Here is a 15107-nt window from a genome sequence, read left to right as displayed (position 1 = left end):
AATTTTTCCATTTGAGGGATACTTGGATTGTGCTTGAACGAGGAGGTGAATACACTATGACAACCAATAACAACGATGTGGTCAATCATGGATTAAACGCCGCCGAGGCCAATGCGGATGACAGCAAATCCAAACAGCAGGTAGAGCAGCTGTCCTCCGAACTGCAGGAGACGACCGGGGCCGTTTCCTCCGCCGAAGAAACTACCGACACGGAACAATAAAGCAGGGCCAGAAACCGCAGAAGCGCCGGGTGCGTTCTCTGCGGCTTTTGTTTTTCCGGCGGCATCAGGATCGAACCACTCGCCCATTCCCCGAATAAATTGGTTAAAAAAGCAGGGATGGATGAACTAATGAACGGACTGGAGCCCGTTAGCATACAAACCCGCAAAGTACAGCGCCCCAGGCTGAAGCTTTCTTATCCGGTTGTGACGAGTCTGCCGTCGCACGCGGCGGAGCAGCGAATCAAAGCGCTGGTCATTTAACAAAACCATCATATACGACAAAACCGGTTTCCTGTACGTCAAAGGCTAGCCGGTTTTTTATTTGTTTTTTGTGTAAAAATTTGGATTTCCCCTCTGCCCAGGGCAATTATCGGATTGACGTCCGGAAAGATGAAAGATATAATGAGCTAGTAATTTAGTAAATTACTAATTTAGTAAACGAAAAGAGGAAAAGAAAATGAAAATACCAACTACTTTAAAACATAAGCCTGTTGTCGTGTCGGAAAATTATGAGCGGGTTGACGGCCGACTTGCCCAAAACACGGATGCTAAGGGCCTCTCTTTAGGACTCGCCCAATGGAATGACAGAGGAAAGGTCGATATTTCCGCCAAGGTATGGAGATACACAGGAGAAAAATGGTCAAGGCAATCGGAGGAGCTTCCTCTCCATCGCGTTCTTGATTTGTCCATTCTGATTTGCCGGTCCTTGGAGCATTTTCGCGAAGCATACAGATATGAACATTTATATGATCCGAATGAGCCCGTCATCGACCGGGTTGGCCTACAGGGGGATGCCATGACCGTGGCGATATGTACGGACAATGAGAGAATCAATGAAGATATTAAGCTGTTCGGCCAAGCTCTGAGCGACGACGATGAGATGATCAGCGAACGTCTGCGCACATTATCAAAAATTTTAAAAGATATGGGGTATTAACGTGTTTTCCAATCGTTATGTTCGAACTATTATCCTCTCCCGGGTGCTGCTGCAGCTGGGGGTTTGGATTCGGAATTATGCCGTCCTTCTTTATGTTACCGATTTAACGAATAATAATCCGGTTTACGTATCGCTAATTTCGGTTGCGGAATTCGCGCCGATCTTTCTATTCGCCCTTATCGGCGGAACCTTTGCCGACCGATGGCGGCCGAAGCGGACGATGGTTTGGAGCGATCTGCTGTCCGCCTTGTCCGTTGTGGCTGTGCTGCTTGCCGTCATGAACGGCGGATGGATCGCGCTGCTCGTCGGATCGTTTGTTTCCGCCAGCCTGTCTCAATTTTCTCAGCCTTCGGCCATGAAACTGTACAAACGGCATGTGCCAGGGGAACAACTGCAAGGCGTGATGGCGATGTCCCAAACTCTTGTCGCTGTCTTTATGGTTTTAGGCCCGGTCATCGGCACGTTTATTTTCATACAGTTTGGTATTAAAATTCCGCTCGTCCTGACGGCAGTTCTGTTCCTGGGGTCCTCTCTTGTATTATCGACGCTTCCCCGCGACGAGGCGGAACCGAAGTCCGGTGCCGGCAGCTTCATGAAGGAATTGATGGCCGGGTTGCGCTATATCGGTTCCAATCGATCCTTGAGAACGCTCAGCTTGACTCTCGCGGCTGTCGGATTGGCCTCGGGAATTACTCAGCCGCTCCAGATTTTCATTGTCATCGAGAAGCTGGGGCAGAGCAAACAATTTCTGCAGTGGGCGGTTATGACTAATGGGGCAGCTATGTTAGTAGGCGGAGCCGCCATAATGGGGATTGCCAAAAAGGTGAAGCCGCAGCTGCTGCTCATGACAGGCTTGCTTGTCACCGCCGTCTGTACGATCGGAATTGGCGCGTCTACGATGGTTTGGCTGACCATTGTCCTTTTAGTGATCAGCGGGTTGTTTTACCCTTGCATTCAAGGCGGAATCCAGACGCTGCTTGTGCGGAATACGGAAGGAGCTCTTATGGGCCGGGTATCGGGAGCGATCACTCCGGTTTTTATGGGAATGATGGTGATCGGCATGTTTTTATCCGGTTATCTGAAGGATGCGTTCTCCCTGCTCACGGTATATGTGATCAGCGGCGGTTTGATTGTTGTCGGTGCGATGCTGCTGCTCCCTCTTGTTGCCCGGAAAAAAAGCGAAGCTGCGAGGGGCCCGGCATTATGACGGAAAGGAGAAGTGTTATGAATGACCATGAACCCTGTTATTTGTCGCCTGCAAGACAATTGACGGACGCGGAAAAAGGGCTTGTCTGGAAAAAGCCGGCATCTCATAAAGTCAGCGAAGAAGAACGGCGTATTTGCAACGAAATACAGCGCAACTGGCATCGCGGCGAAATGAAAATCGCCAATATTTTGCTAGAGGGCGACGCCGGCTCCGGTAAAACGCAGCTCGCCAAGGCGTTGTCGGCTAATTTCGGGCTGCCTTATACGAAAGTGACCTGTTTTGCCGATATGGATAAATCGGACGTGATTGGCGCTATTTTGCCAGTGATTTCGCACGAGCGGCTGGAGAAGTTTGAGCCTGCGGAACAAACCGTTTTGAAGGCATTGTACGAAAGCGACGGTTTTCAAAGCGCGGCTGAAATTTTGATGGACATTCTGGGGGTCACCCGGGAACAAGCCGCTTTAAAAATGAAGCGGTTGATGAAGCTGGCCGCCGAAAACACCGGGGGCGAAGCGGTTGAGTATCGTTTTTACCCATCCGAGATCGTCAGAGCCTACCAGAAAGGTTATCTCCTGGAAATACAAGAACCGACCGTTATTCGCGATGCCGCGGTGTTAATGGCGTTAAATTCCGCCTTGGAGCCGGATGGCAGCATTAATCTGCCTACGGAAATCGTGCGCAGACATCCGGACTTCATCGCGGTCATCACGACAAACCGCAGTTATGCGGGGTCCAGACCGCTCAACGAAGCGCTGCGCGACAGAGTCCAGCATACCGAGAAGATGGACTTGCCGACGAAAGAAGTCATGATAGAACGCGCCATCGCCAAAACCGGTTATACGGCCGACAAGGTGCTGGGTGTTCTGGCGGATATCATTATTGTTTTGGACAAAACGGCCCGGGCCCATGCGATCAAAGGCGTAGCCGGAATGCGCTCCTACTTCTACTGGGCGGATGCCGTCGCCGAGGGCGCTCCTGTCAGGGAATCCCTGTATCATAAAGTCATATACAAGATAACTACCGATTCCGAGGAAATCGAAATTTTGGAAAATGCGCTTACAAGCAGCGGTTTGTTGGCGAGCCTTGATGAAGTCGGGATGGAAGTAAAAAAAAACGGCATTTTGACGCAGTAGAGATCAGGACGTGGGGAAATATAGACAGTGCCGATTTTGACCGCGGCAACGATTTGGAAGAAGACGGCATCGCCTTAAAAAAATCCGCTGACAGCGACGAAAGTTCATCCGACGGTTCCGAGCATTCCTCCGATACGGAAAGTTCGGATTTGGGAGAGAACGGCTCCCCCATTTATCACCAGGCAAATCCTGAAGCCATGTCAGAGGATGCGGTACAAAAAGAGCGCGATTTCCGCAAAAAACTGAATCGGGACGCGAGGGAAGTTGTATCCGATTCGATTCACGGCCATGTCAGGCTCATCGTCCACCGCCCGGACTACGTTTTGGAAAACCAGCACGAATATGCCGGTCTAAGCAAAGGGCTTATGCCTGTCGTGCGGGAAATCGCCAGAAAGACGCTTCCGCTGTTGGAACATGAGGTATCGTCCGAGTTCGCGAGAAATCATTACTATGGCAGCAAATTTCAAGCGGACAGCATCGCTTACCGGGATTTCAGGTATTTTGCCAAGAAACGTCCGCCAACCGAATCCCCTTCCCTTGCGGTCGGTCTAAGGGTCGACGAATCGGCGTCGATGTCGGCTTTCGGGAGATTGGAAGCGGCCAAACGCGCGGTGATCGCGGTATATGAATTTTGTCAATACTGTCATATTCCCGTATTGATTTACGGCGATACTGCGGATGTCTCCAAAATGGAGCAAATGTCGGTCTTTGCCTATTCCGATATGGATAAACCGGACCCCAACGACCGATTCAGGCTCATGGGGATTCGCGCCAGAAGCAATAATCGCGACGGAATGGCTCTGCGCATTATTGCCGAACGGCTGGCGGCCGCGCCGCAAAAGACCAAGCTGCTGATTAGCATCAGCGACGGGCAGCCCAAAGCAATGGAAGATTACACCGGAAATTATGCGATCCGGGACATGCAGCAAACGATAGCCGCGTACGAACGGAAAGGAATTGCCTTTCTGGCAGCCGCAATCGGCCAGGACAAAGATGTGATTCAGCACATCTATGGGAATGAGCGGTTTTTGGATATTACCGATCTGCATGAGTTCCCGGCTAAATTGGTTCGCATTATCGCCCGGTATTTGTGAGAGGAGAAACATATATGGACAAGAGCAGACGCAAGGAACTGCAAGAGGAATACAAACAAATCAAGACTTACATGGGTGTAATCCAAATAACGAACAACACTAACGGCAAAATTTTCATAGACAGCTATCCCAATCTGAAAAACAAATGGATCATGATCCAAAGCCAACTGGACATGGGGAGATTCGCCAACTTACAACTGCAAAAGGACTGGAAGGAATTAGGCGCCTCGGCATTCACCTACGAAGTGCTGCAGCAAAAAGAAGCCGACGAAATTACAGACATGCGCTGGGAGCTGAAAAAAATACTAAAGCCATGGCTGGAAAAATTACAGCCCTACGGAGAGAAGGGCTACAACAGGCCGCCGAGGGATTGACCCTCGCGGCACAGGCGGGGAGACGGCAGCCTGGCGGGTCCCAAGGGGGCTCCCAGGGCAGAGCACACCGGGGCAACACCCAGGGACACCTAGACGCACCCAAGGCTACTCCTTGGTAGCCCTCAGGGCAGCACCTAAGCGGCTCCATGGTAGCTCCTAGGCAGCACCTCAGGGAAGCACAAGGCAACCCCCGGGTAGCACCCTAGGGCAACACCTAAGTAGACCCAAGGCAAGCTCCCAGGTAACCCTCCCCGGCGGCTAGAGGTCTGTCCGATGAACCCGCACACACGCTGGAAAGCAGCAAATCTACTGGAAATACGGAAAAAACCTGCAAATGTACAGTTTTTGCTCGGTTGATACGCTTGCCACGAGAAATTCCTGCAATTGTGCAGGCTTTTCGCCGCGAACATGGGCTCAGGCTCAATTTCACCGAAAATTCCTGCACAATTGCAGGTTTTTCGCCAAAACGAACCATTTCCATGAAAAAAAACTGCACTTTCGCAGGTTTTTTCCCTGTCAGGCCGTCTTGTCCCCCTTCACTTCAGCTCCACAACCTGTGCAGGAGAGGCGAGTCCTTCTTCAGCTACGCAACCTGTACTGGAGAGGCGAGTCCCTCTTAAGCTACGCAACCTGTACTGGAGGGGCGAGTCCCTCTTAAGCTACGCAAACCGTACTGGAGAAGCGAGGGCTGGGGAATAACCACTACGCTCCCCGGTACTTCCCTAGCCCGTAACTGTATCAACGAACGCACAAAAGTAACTCCGCCTGCCGGACTGCTACTAAGAGGATTCGGCCACTATAACGTGACGGCTGAACCGGCCCTTCCGTACGATGCAGCGGTCCGCGATGCGGAAGCCCGCTTGTTCCACGGCCGCGTCGACGGGCTCGGTCGTGATGATGACCGCCCTGTCTGCAAGGCGGCGGGCGCTTTGGAGCATTTGAAGCTGCTCGTCTTCCGGCAGCTTCGAGCACAGGTTGTACGGCATGTCGAGGATGAGGGCATCGCAGCGGCCCGTCAATGTCCGCATGTCGGCGAGGCTCACCACGTTCGGCATGCCGAAGTGGGCCAGGTTCGCCCGCGCGCNCTTCGAGCACAGGTTGTACGGCATGTCGAGGATGAGGGCATCGCAGCGGCCCGTCAATGTCCGCATGTCGGCGAGGCTCACCACGTTCGGCATGCCGAAGTGGGCCAGGTTCGCCCGCGCGCCGCGCACGGCCAGCGGGTTCGCGTCGCAGCCGGCGATGTCGATCCCCATCGACATCGCCTCGATCAGGACCGTGCCGATGCCGCAGCACGGGTCAAGCGCCCGCGTGCCCGCAATCTCGGGCACGGCGATGTTCACCACCGCCCGCGCGACGCGGGTGCTCAGGGCGGTGGAGTAGTTCTGCGGCTTCTGCTGATGCCGCAGCCATACGGCTTCGCCGTAGGAGCAGCTGCCCAGCAGCCACCGGCCCTGCAGCGCCGTCACGGCGAAGCGCTGCTCCGGCCGCCGCATCTCCGCCCTGCCGCGGAGATGCCGGCCCAGTTCGCGTTCGATCTCCCGCTGGCGGTCATAGCTGACCGCAGCGTCCGTCTCCGCGAACACAACTTTGAACGTTGACCCCGTGACGGTCAACGTCTGCGCCAGCGCGGCCAGCTCCTGCAAGCTGCCGGCCGCCAACTGCACGTCGAGCCGCAGCTTCAGGAACGGGCTGCGGCTCGGCTCGATCCGACGCGCGCTTCGCAGCCAGCGCGCGCCGGGTTCCGGCGCTGCACCCAGCAGGGTGCGCAGCTCCAATTCACACAAAGCCTGCTCATCTTCATGGCAGGCGAATACATACACATATTCCACGCTTCCTTAGTCCTTCCTAGGAGTCTGCCAGACGGAGTTACTTTTGTGTTTTTACCTTCTGCGCGCTTCATCGGACAGACCCCTCAGTTCTTCGTCCGCAGCCGCTCCATTCGGCGTCTTGCATGCCTGCGATAGCAGACCGTCCAGACGGCGGCTTAGTTTCTGTATTACTGGAGCGAGCGGAAAATAAACCGGAACACGTCTTCCTCCCGCAGCGCATACTCGGAATCCTTGGCGATGACGTTTTGCACGCGCAGGCCGTAGCCGAAAGCCATGAACATCGCCGCCGCATGCGCCGCGTCCACTCCTTCCGGGATCGCGCCCGCTTTTTGCCCGACCTCGATCCAATTGCGCGCCATCGCCGCGGAGAAGTCGAACAGCTCTCTCATGACCGCCGCAATCTTCGGATTGTCGTTCTGGCTAAGCAAATAGGTGAAAATTTTATTGGTTACATCCTGACTATCGCTATTGGCAATCATGCCTTTGGTAATCGTTTGTATCGGCGGGGCCGCATCTTTGCCGACCGTCCCTTCCACCGTTTGTTTGAAACGTTCATTGACCGATTCCACTTTGGATTTCAAAATCAAACCGAACAGTTCGTCTTTCCCTGAAACGTAATGGTAAATCGCCCCTTTGGATAAACCGGTTCGGTCGATAATATCCTGGAGCGTCGTCTGCCGGCATCCTTTTTCCCGGATAAGCTGTTCCGTCGTATCTAAAATAAGCTGAAAGCTTGCGCTTCGCTGCGCAGCATCTGCGGTCATCAGCAGGACACCTCCCTCGGCATTCGCTTCTTCTATTGTATACTAACGCATGACCGGGTCAAGCGCCTATTGTGCGCGGTCGCGTTTCATTCGGCCCGAAGCAGCCAAACGGCCACAGCCGTCCACGATCCCTCTACCCACCAGATAGAGTTATCCACAGATACTCTGGCCAGCCGGCCCTATATGAGCCCGACTTGGGAATTCTCCTTTGTTTTTAAATTTATACGGCTGCCGCCCGGGCTTCTGCGTCTGTGCTCTGCATTGCGCTGTTTTTCACTGTTCGGCGATACGCCGCATACATGTACAAGCGCCAAGCGAACGTGTAGACAACCAGCACGGTGATGTACAAAGCCAGCATGAGTTCGATGTCCGGATGGTGTGCTGCGGTCAAAATCGGATGATTATGGAACACGTTATCGCGCACCATGTATCGGACGTAAGGAAACCCGAACAGGAAAATGTAGAACAGGATGTTCGTTTTAAAAAAGATTTTGCCGTCCGCCTTGACTTCGAACTTCGAGGTCAACATATACGGAACCGCGAGCGCCAGACCCAGGCCGACGGCCCAGCCGATTTGCCCGATCGTTGCTCTTGTGCCTGCGCAGTAGATAATCCAGGGAAGCGACGTGAACATCAGCCAGTCCCCGAGCAGCAGCTTCAGCCCCTTTCCTTTGATTTCTTTGCGGGACTGGATGAATTGCTTGAGCGTCACCCAGATGATCAACGCCCATACGCCATAACCGATCAAATCCCATTGTTGTTGTGTCATTTGCACCACTTCTCCTCTTGAATAATTTTGTCCAGACCGTCGGTCGGTTTGTTTATATGGTTATCATACAGACCGTTGGTCGGTTTGTCAAGGGGTGTCTATTTAAATAAATTAAGGCAGCCGACCAAATTTAGATCGGCTGCCTTCTGTGCTTTATACGTCCTTTGGCGCAGATTTTTCCAAAGCTGCTTTCAACAAATCAATATATACCAGAAGATCTTCCGGCAAAAACACATCGTTTCGTTTCACCAAGCCCAAGAGCCAGGAACGAAGCCCGATCCCCGAATCCGGGATTTTGTCGTGAGTTTGACGCAATAGAAACAAGCTGAATGAAGAGCCTTCGGAATCGGTCGGGATTCCAGGGCTCTTTCTGTTTATTCTCTGTTTATTGTGTTTTTGTATAATAAACCTGATTTTTGTCGAAAGAGGAGACGTGAGCTGTGAATCATCAAAAAAAAGCCAAACAATGGTTGTGGAAGCTGTACATATTGGGCGTGGCGCTGTTTATTGCCTGTACAAGTATTGTAGCAATTCCGGTATATGCAGCTGAGACATGGAGTCAATTTGGCCGGATTGGGCCGGTCAGCAATTCAAACCCGGGAGGCTTTACCTCTCCAAAAGGAGTGGCGGTTGACAGCAGCGGGAATGTGTATGTGGCCGATACTTCCAATCATCGCATTCAGAAGCTGACCATATCGACGAATACATGGAGTGAGTGGAAAAAGGTCGGCGGCGGCTCAGGAAGCGGCTTAGGTGAGTTTAATGGTCCAACTGGAGTGACGGTTGACCTTAACGGGAATGTGTACGTGGCCGATACTGGTAACCATCGCATTCAGAAGCTGACCATATCGACGAATACATGGAGCCAGTGGGGGAAGAGTGGAGGTTTAAATGGACTTGGTTTGGGCGAGTTTTACTTTCCAAGAGGAGTAGCGGTAGACAGCAGCGGGAATGTGTACGTGGCCGATAGTAGCAACCAGCGCATTCAGAAGCTGACCATATCGACGAATACATGGAGCCAGTGGAAAAAGAGCGGTGCCGGAGCAGCCCCAGGAAGCGGCTTGGGCGAGTTTAATTCTCCTAATGGAGTGGCGGTAGACAGCAGCGGGAACGTGTATGTGAGCGATACTTTCAACCAGCGCATTCAGAAGCTGACCATATCCACGAATACATGGAGCGAGTGGAAAAAGGTCGGCGGCGGCGCGGGAACCGGTTTGGGCGAGTTTACTAGTCCAAGAGGAGTGGCGGTAGACAGCAGCGGGAACGTGTATGTGGCCGATAGTTCCAACTATCGCATTCAGAAGCTGACCATATCGACGAATACATGGAGCGAGTGGAAAAAGAGCGGCGGCGGCTCAGGAAACGGCTTGGGCGAGTTTTTTGGTCCAAATGGAGTGGCGGTAGACAGCAGTGGGAATGTATATGTGGCCGATGACAGTCATAACGTTCAGAAGCTGAACGCAGCCAACAATACATGGATTCAGTGGGGTGTAATAGGGCCTGTTAACGGGAGTAGTCCGGGCGAGTTTGCTTTTCCAAGAGGAGTGGCGGTAGACAGCAGCGGAAATGTGTACGTGGCCGATGTTAGCAACCATCGCATTCAGAAGCTGACCATATCGACGAATACATGGAGCGAGTGGAAAAAGGTCGGCGGCGGTGCAGGAAGCGGCTTGGGCGAGTTTACTAATCCTTATGGAGTGGCGGTTGACAGCAGCGGGAACGTGTATGTGGCCGATTCCGGCAACCAGCGCATTCAGAAGCTGACCATATCGACGGATACATGGAGCGAGTGGAAAAAGGTCGGCGGCGGCTCAGGAAACGGCTTGGGCGAGTTTTATAATCCATATGGTGTGGCGGTAGACAGCAGCGGGAATGTGTACGTGGCCGATTCCAACAACCATCGCATTCAGAAGCTGACCATATCGACGAATACATGGAGCGAGTGGAAAAAGAGTGGCGGCGGCGCAGGAAACGGCTTGGGCGAGTTTAATTTTCCTAATGGAGTGGCGGTAGACAGCAGCGGGAATGTATATGTGGGTGATGTTGGCAACCAGCGCATTCAGAAGCTGACCATATCGACGAATACATGGGGCGAGTGGAAAAAGAGCGGCGGCGGCGCAGGAAACGGCTTGGGCGAGTTTAGTAGTCCTTATGAAGTGGCGGTAGACAGCAGCGGGAACGTGTATGTGGCCGATTACGGTAACCATCGCATTCAGAAGCTGACCATATCGACGAATACATGGAGCGAGTGGAAAAAGAGCGGCGGCGGCGCAGGAAACGGCTTGGGCGAGTTTACTAATCCTTATGGAGTAGCGGTAGACAGCAGCGGGAACGTGTATGTGGCCGATACTTTCAACCATCGCATTCAGAAGCTGGAAATACCTGCATCCCCGATCACTGACTTTGCAAGCACAGCGAAGACGAGCACAACGGCAACGTTCAACTGGACAGCAGCAAGCGGAGCGACGGGGATCATCATCGAGCAGTCCCCAACGGGAACGAATACGTGGACAACGGCTACGACCGGCGCGATTGCAACCAATGCGACGACCGCTATGGTAACGGGATTGAGCGCGACCACCGCGTATGATTTCCGGTTAGTAGTTACCGGTGGGGCGAACGCAGGCAACTCGAACACGATAAGCGTCACGACCGATGCGGCACAAACGTACACGATAGCAGCGATAGCGGAACAAACGGCAACGGCACTGACGGCAGGTTACGGATCGGGCACTCAGGACACGAAAACGATCACGATTACGAAAACCAGCACCGGAGATTTGACCAATGTAGCCGCAGCGTTAAGCGGAACAAATGCGTCTGATTTTGTCATCACGCAGCCGGGAGCGACGACACTGAACAGCGGCACCACGTCGACGACGTTTACGTTGAAAGCAAAGGATGGCCTGGCAGCAGGCACGTACACCGCAACGGTGACGGTATCGGCGGACAACATGACGAACGTGACATTTACGATTACACAGACAGTCAATCCGGCGCCCGTGGCACCGTCGATCACAAGTCAGCCGGGTAATAAGACAGTGACAGCGGGACAAACTGCAACGTTCAATGTAACCGCCGGCGGCGACACGCCGCTTAGCTATCAGTGGATGAAAGACGGCAATGCGATGACAGACGGCGGGAACATCAGCGGAGCAACGGCGGCAACCCTAAGCATCTCTAACGCACAATCGAGTGATGCGGGTAGTTATACCGTCGTGGTTACCAATGCAGCGGGGAATGCGACAAGCAACGCGGCAACCCTGACGGTCAATCCGGCGCCCGTGGCACCGTCGATCACAAGTCAGCCGGGCAACAAGACAGTGACAGCAGGGCAGACTGCAACGTTCAGTGTAACCGCCAGCGGCGACACGCCGCTTAGCTACCTGTGGAAGAAAGACGGCAATGCGCTGACAGACAGCGGGAACATCAGCGGAGCAACGGCGGCAACCCTAAGCATCACTAACGCACAATCGAGTGATGCGGGCAGTTATACCGTCGTGGTTACCAATGCAGCGGGGAATACGACAAGCAACGCGGCAACCCTGACGGTCAATCCGGCCCCCGTGGCACCGTCGATCACAAGTCAGCCGGGTAACAAGACAGTGACAGCGGGACAGACTGCAACGTTCAATGTAACCGCCGGCGGCGACACGCCGCTTAGCTATCAGTGGATGAAAGACGGCAATGCGATGACAGACGGCGGGAACATCAGCGGAGCAACGGCGGCAACCCTAAGCATCTCTAACGCACAATCGAGTGATGCGGGCAGTTATACCGTCGTGGTTACCAATGCAGCGGGGAATACGACAAGCAACGCGGCAACCCTGACGGTGAATGCGCTGACCGATGCGGCAACGCCGAGCATCGGCACACAGCCAGCGGACCGAATGGTGAGTGTGGGTGGCAGCGCGCCTTTGAGCGTAACGGCAACGGTGAGCGACGGCGGAACGGCGAGCTACCAATGGTACAGCAACGCGATCAACAGCAACAGCGGCGGAACGCTGATCAGCGGTGCCACGACCGCAACATATAACGTACCAACAACCACGGCGGGAACGACGTACTACTACGTTATGGTGACGAACACGAACAACAGTGTAAACGGAACGAAGACGGCGACGGCAACGAGCAGCGCAGCCAAGGTGACGGTGAACGTTGCACCTACTTATACGATTGCCGCAATAGCCAACCAAACAGCGTCGGCGCTTATTCAAGGCTACGCCTCGGGTACGCAAGAAACGAAAACGATCAGTGTAACGAATACCGGCACCGGCAATTTGGCGAATCTCGCTGCAGCTTTGAGCGGCACCCATGCAAATGATTTTGTCGTGACGCAGCCGGAAGCGACGACACTGGACAGCGGAATCACGTCGACGACGTTTACGGTAAAAGTAAAGGACGGCTTGCCAGCAGGCACTTACACTGCAACAGTCACAGTAACGGCGGACCACATGACGGCTGCAACCTTTACCGTGACTCAGGTGGTAAACTTGCAGAATGCTCCTGCGAATCCGCAGAACCTTGTGGCTGACGGAGGAGATCGTCAGGTTACACTAAACTGGAGCACGGTAACGGGAGCGACCTACTACAACCTGTATATGTCAACAGCTTCGGGCCAATTTAGCAACGCTTCAGTTACGACAGTGAGCTCTTCCACCTATAACGTCCAAAGCTTGACCAACGGAACTACCTACTACTTTATAGTGAAAGCAGGCAGCTTGGGAGGTTTGAGTGCGGAATCCAACCAGGTCAGCGCAACTCCTGCAACTGTTCCGGTAGCGCCAACGAATGTGACGGCAGTTGCTGGAAACGGACGAGCTACCATTTCATTTACGGCTCCAACTGATGATGGCGGAAGTCCAATTATGGGGTATGAGGTAACGATTTCACCGGGAAATACGGTCATAACCGGAACGGCAGGTCCGATTACCGTAACAGGCTTAACCAACGGAACGAGCTATACTTTTACGGTAAAGACAGTCAATGGTGTGGGAAGAAGTGTCTCTTCTGCCCCATCCAATGCCATTATCCCAGCAGCGCCATTAAGCAGCGACAATGGCAGCGGCAATGGCAGCGGCAACACGACAACCGAACCTGCGGCTCCTTCTACAACGGAAACTGGGAATACCGGAGTGGATGTGCTCGTCAACGGTAAAGCGGAGAATGCGGCAACAGCAACGATAACCAAACAAAACGAGAAAACCGTAATAACCATTACGGTTGACGAAAAAAAGCTGAATGACAAGCTCGCGCTGGAAGGACAACATTCGGTCGTAGCGATTCCGGTCAATATGAAGTCAGATGTAGTCGTCGGTGAATTGAACGGTCAAATGATTAAAAACATGGAGAACAAGCAGGCGGTCTTAGAGATCAAAACCGACCGGGCAACGTATACGCTGCCAGCCCATCAGATCAACATAGATGCCGCTGCCAAACAAATCGGCAGATCTGCAGTCCTGCAAGACATCAAGGTACAGATCGAAATCGCGACACCGACAGCGAATACAATAAAAGTTATGGAAAACGCGGCAGCCAAAGGAACATTCACACCGGTCGCGCCGTCAATCGATTTTACGGTTAAAGCCACATACGAAGGCGCAACGGTCCACGTATCGAAGTTCAACGTCTACGTGGAACGAACCATTGCGATTCCGGATGGTGTTGATCCGAACAAGATTACAACAGGAGTTGTTGTTGAACCTGACGGAACGGTTCGCCACGTGCCGACCAAGGTGGTTGTAATCGATGGCAAGTATTACGCAAAAATCAACAGCCTGACCAACAGTACGTACTCGGTTGTCTGGCATCCGCTTGAGTTTATGGATATAACCAATCATTGGGCGAAAGCCGCGGTGAACGACATGGGATCGCGGATGGTCGTCGATGGTACTGGAAACGGCATGTTTAATCCTGACCGAGACATGACTCGCGCTGAACTTGCAGCGATTATCGTCCGTGGATTGGGACTTAAGCTGGAAAACGGAACGTCACCGTTCTCGGATGTCAAGACGTCAGATTGGCAAAGCAGCGCGATTAATACAGCATATGCATACCATCTGATCGATGGGTTTGAAGACGGAACGTTCCGCCCGAACGATAACATTACCAGAGAACAAGCCATGGTGATGATCGCCAAAGCGATGACGATCACCGGGTTGAAAGCGAAGATTTCTAACCAACCGGCAGGCGAAATATTACAGCCGTACACAGATGCGTTGGATGCATCCGCTTGGGCGCTAAGCAGCATTGCAGACAGTGTTCAAGCGGGGATCGTATCGGGAAGAAACGGCGCTGAATTGGATCCAAAAGCGCTTATTACGAGAGCTGAAGTAGCAGCAATTGTACAAAGACTGCTTCAAAAATCAGAATTGATATAAGTCCGTTATACGGCCTACAACTAGAGTAAAAGGGCTATCCGCAACAGTAGAGAAAGCTGCTGCAGGATAGCCCTGTTTTTTAAATACCATTTTGCTTGCCGGGTTTTCGGGGCAGCTAAACTAACTACCGCGGGAGAGCGCATCGCTGGCAGCGATGAGGTCAGGGGTTCGATCCCCCTATTCTCCACCAACACCTAACACAAACGGCAGAGATGCCGTTTTTATTTTTAGCGAGCGGTTCGTATTTTATATCCCATGAATATCCATTTACTTTGCGGGTGGTGTCAGTTTCGCTGGTACTACCCGTGCGCGTTGTTCCTAGACAACCTGCTCAGAAATGAACAACAAAACTAGGGGGTTTCTAAAGAGACCTAACTTCATATCTGAATGGATGGG

The 15107-nt window shown here is 53.0% G+C and carries 11 protein-coding genes; 8 read left to right on the top strand and 3 right to left on the bottom strand.

Features of this window, described 5'->3' with window-relative positions:
- Positions 1 to 56: 56 nt before the first annotated feature.
- From AC0LWT_RS37050 to AC0LWT_RS37020, 7 genes are all read left to right on the top strand, one after another.
- Positions 57 to 221, top strand: a complete 165-nt coding sequence (locus AC0LWT_RS37050) for a hypothetical protein (protein WP_474686820.1) — start codon at positions 57 to 59, stop codon at positions 219 to 221.
- Between the two features lie 129 nt (positions 222 to 350).
- Positions 351 to 482 (top strand): hypothetical protein, encoded by a 132-nt coding sequence (locus AC0LWT_RS37045; protein WP_474686819.1) that lies wholly within the window; start codon positions 351 to 353, stop codon positions 480 to 482.
- 196 nt (positions 483 to 678) lie between these two features.
- Positions 679 to 1158 carry a DUF6530 family protein gene (locus AC0LWT_RS37040; RefSeq protein ID WP_474686818.1) on the top strand — a complete coding sequence of 160 codons (480 nt, stop codon included), beginning with the start codon at positions 679 to 681 and terminating at the stop codon, positions 1156 to 1158.
- 1 nt (position 1159) lies between these two features.
- Positions 1160 to 2365, top strand: coding sequence for an MFS transporter (locus AC0LWT_RS37035; protein ID WP_474686817.1), 1206 nt, complete (start codon positions 1160 to 1162; stop codon positions 2363 to 2365).
- A 17-nt stretch (positions 2366 to 2382) separates the two neighbouring features.
- Positions 2383 to 3498 carry an AAA family ATPase gene (locus AC0LWT_RS37030; RefSeq protein WP_474686816.1) on the top strand — a complete coding sequence of 372 codons (1116 nt, stop codon included), beginning with the start codon at positions 2383 to 2385 and terminating at the stop codon, positions 3496 to 3498.
- 53 nt (positions 3499 to 3551) lie between these two features.
- Positions 3552 to 4592: a vWA domain-containing protein gene (locus tag AC0LWT_RS37025; RefSeq protein WP_474686815.1), complete on the top strand. Its 1041-nt coding sequence runs from the start codon at positions 3552 to 3554 to the stop codon at positions 4590 to 4592.
- A 14-nt stretch (positions 4593 to 4606) separates the two neighbouring features.
- Complete coding sequence (locus tag AC0LWT_RS37020; RefSeq protein ID WP_474686814.1) at positions 4607 to 4966, top strand: GIY-YIG nuclease family protein; 360 nt, start codon at positions 4607 to 4609, stop codon at positions 4964 to 4966.
- 779 nt (positions 4967 to 5745) lie between these two features.
- Here AC0LWT_RS37020 and AC0LWT_RS37015 read toward each other — a convergent pair.
- The 3 genes from AC0LWT_RS37015 to AC0LWT_RS37005 form a co-directional block, all read right to left on the bottom strand.
- Positions 5746 to 6462: a TRM11 family SAM-dependent methyltransferase gene (locus AC0LWT_RS37015; protein WP_474686845.1), complete on the bottom strand. Its 717-nt coding sequence runs from the start codon at positions 6460 to 6462 to the stop codon at positions 5746 to 5748.
- A 503-nt stretch (positions 6463 to 6965) separates the two neighbouring features.
- Positions 6966 to 7562: a TetR/AcrR family transcriptional regulator gene (locus AC0LWT_RS37010; RefSeq protein WP_474686813.1), complete on the bottom strand. Its 597-nt coding sequence runs from the start codon at positions 7560 to 7562 to the stop codon at positions 6966 to 6968.
- 220 nt (positions 7563 to 7782) lie between these two features.
- Positions 7783 to 8331, bottom strand: a complete 549-nt coding sequence (locus tag AC0LWT_RS37005; protein ID WP_474686812.1) for a CcdC protein domain-containing protein — start codon at positions 8329 to 8331, stop codon at positions 7783 to 7785.
- Between the two features lie 440 nt (positions 8332 to 8771).
- Here AC0LWT_RS37005 and AC0LWT_RS37000 point away from each other — a divergent pair, with 440 nt between their 5' ends.
- The gene (locus tag AC0LWT_RS37000; protein WP_474686811.1) at positions 8772 to 14711 is read left to right on the top strand and encodes an immunoglobulin domain-containing protein; all 5940 of its coding nucleotides are present in this window, start codon (positions 8772 to 8774) and stop codon (positions 14709 to 14711) included.
- Positions 14712 to 15107: the final 396 nt, after the last annotated feature.

The organism is Paenibacillus sp. sgz302164, from assembly GCF_056120505.1.
The sequence above is the reverse complement of the archived record's forward strand: the minus strand, read 5'-3'. Positions and strand labels throughout refer to the sequence as shown.

Excerpts from the sequence above, each read along its gene's own strand:
- AC0LWT_RS37050 (WP_474686820.1), top strand. The coding sequence starts at position 57 with ATGACAACCAATAACAACGATGTGGTCAATCATGGATTAAACGCCGCC.
- AC0LWT_RS37045 (WP_474686819.1), top strand. The coding sequence starts at position 351 with ATGAACGGACTGGAGCCCGTTAGCATACAAACCCGCAAAGTACAGCGC.
- AC0LWT_RS37040 (WP_474686818.1), top strand. The coding sequence starts at position 679 with ATGAAAATACCAACTACTTTAAAACATAAGCCTGTTGTCGTGTCGGAA.
- AC0LWT_RS37030 (WP_474686816.1), top strand. The coding sequence starts at position 2,383 with ATGAATGACCATGAACCCTGTTATTTGTCGCCTGCAAGACAATTGACG.
- AC0LWT_RS37020 (WP_474686814.1), top strand. The coding sequence starts at position 4,607 with ATGGACAAGAGCAGACGCAAGGAACTGCAAGAGGAATACAAACAAATC.
- AC0LWT_RS37010 (WP_474686813.1), bottom strand. The coding sequence starts at position 7,562 with ATGACCGCAGATGCTGCGCAGCGAAGCGCAAGCTTTCAGCTTATTTTA.
- AC0LWT_RS37005 (WP_474686812.1), bottom strand. The coding sequence starts at position 8,331 with ATGACACAACAACAATGGGATTTGATCGGTTATGGCGTATGGGCGTTG.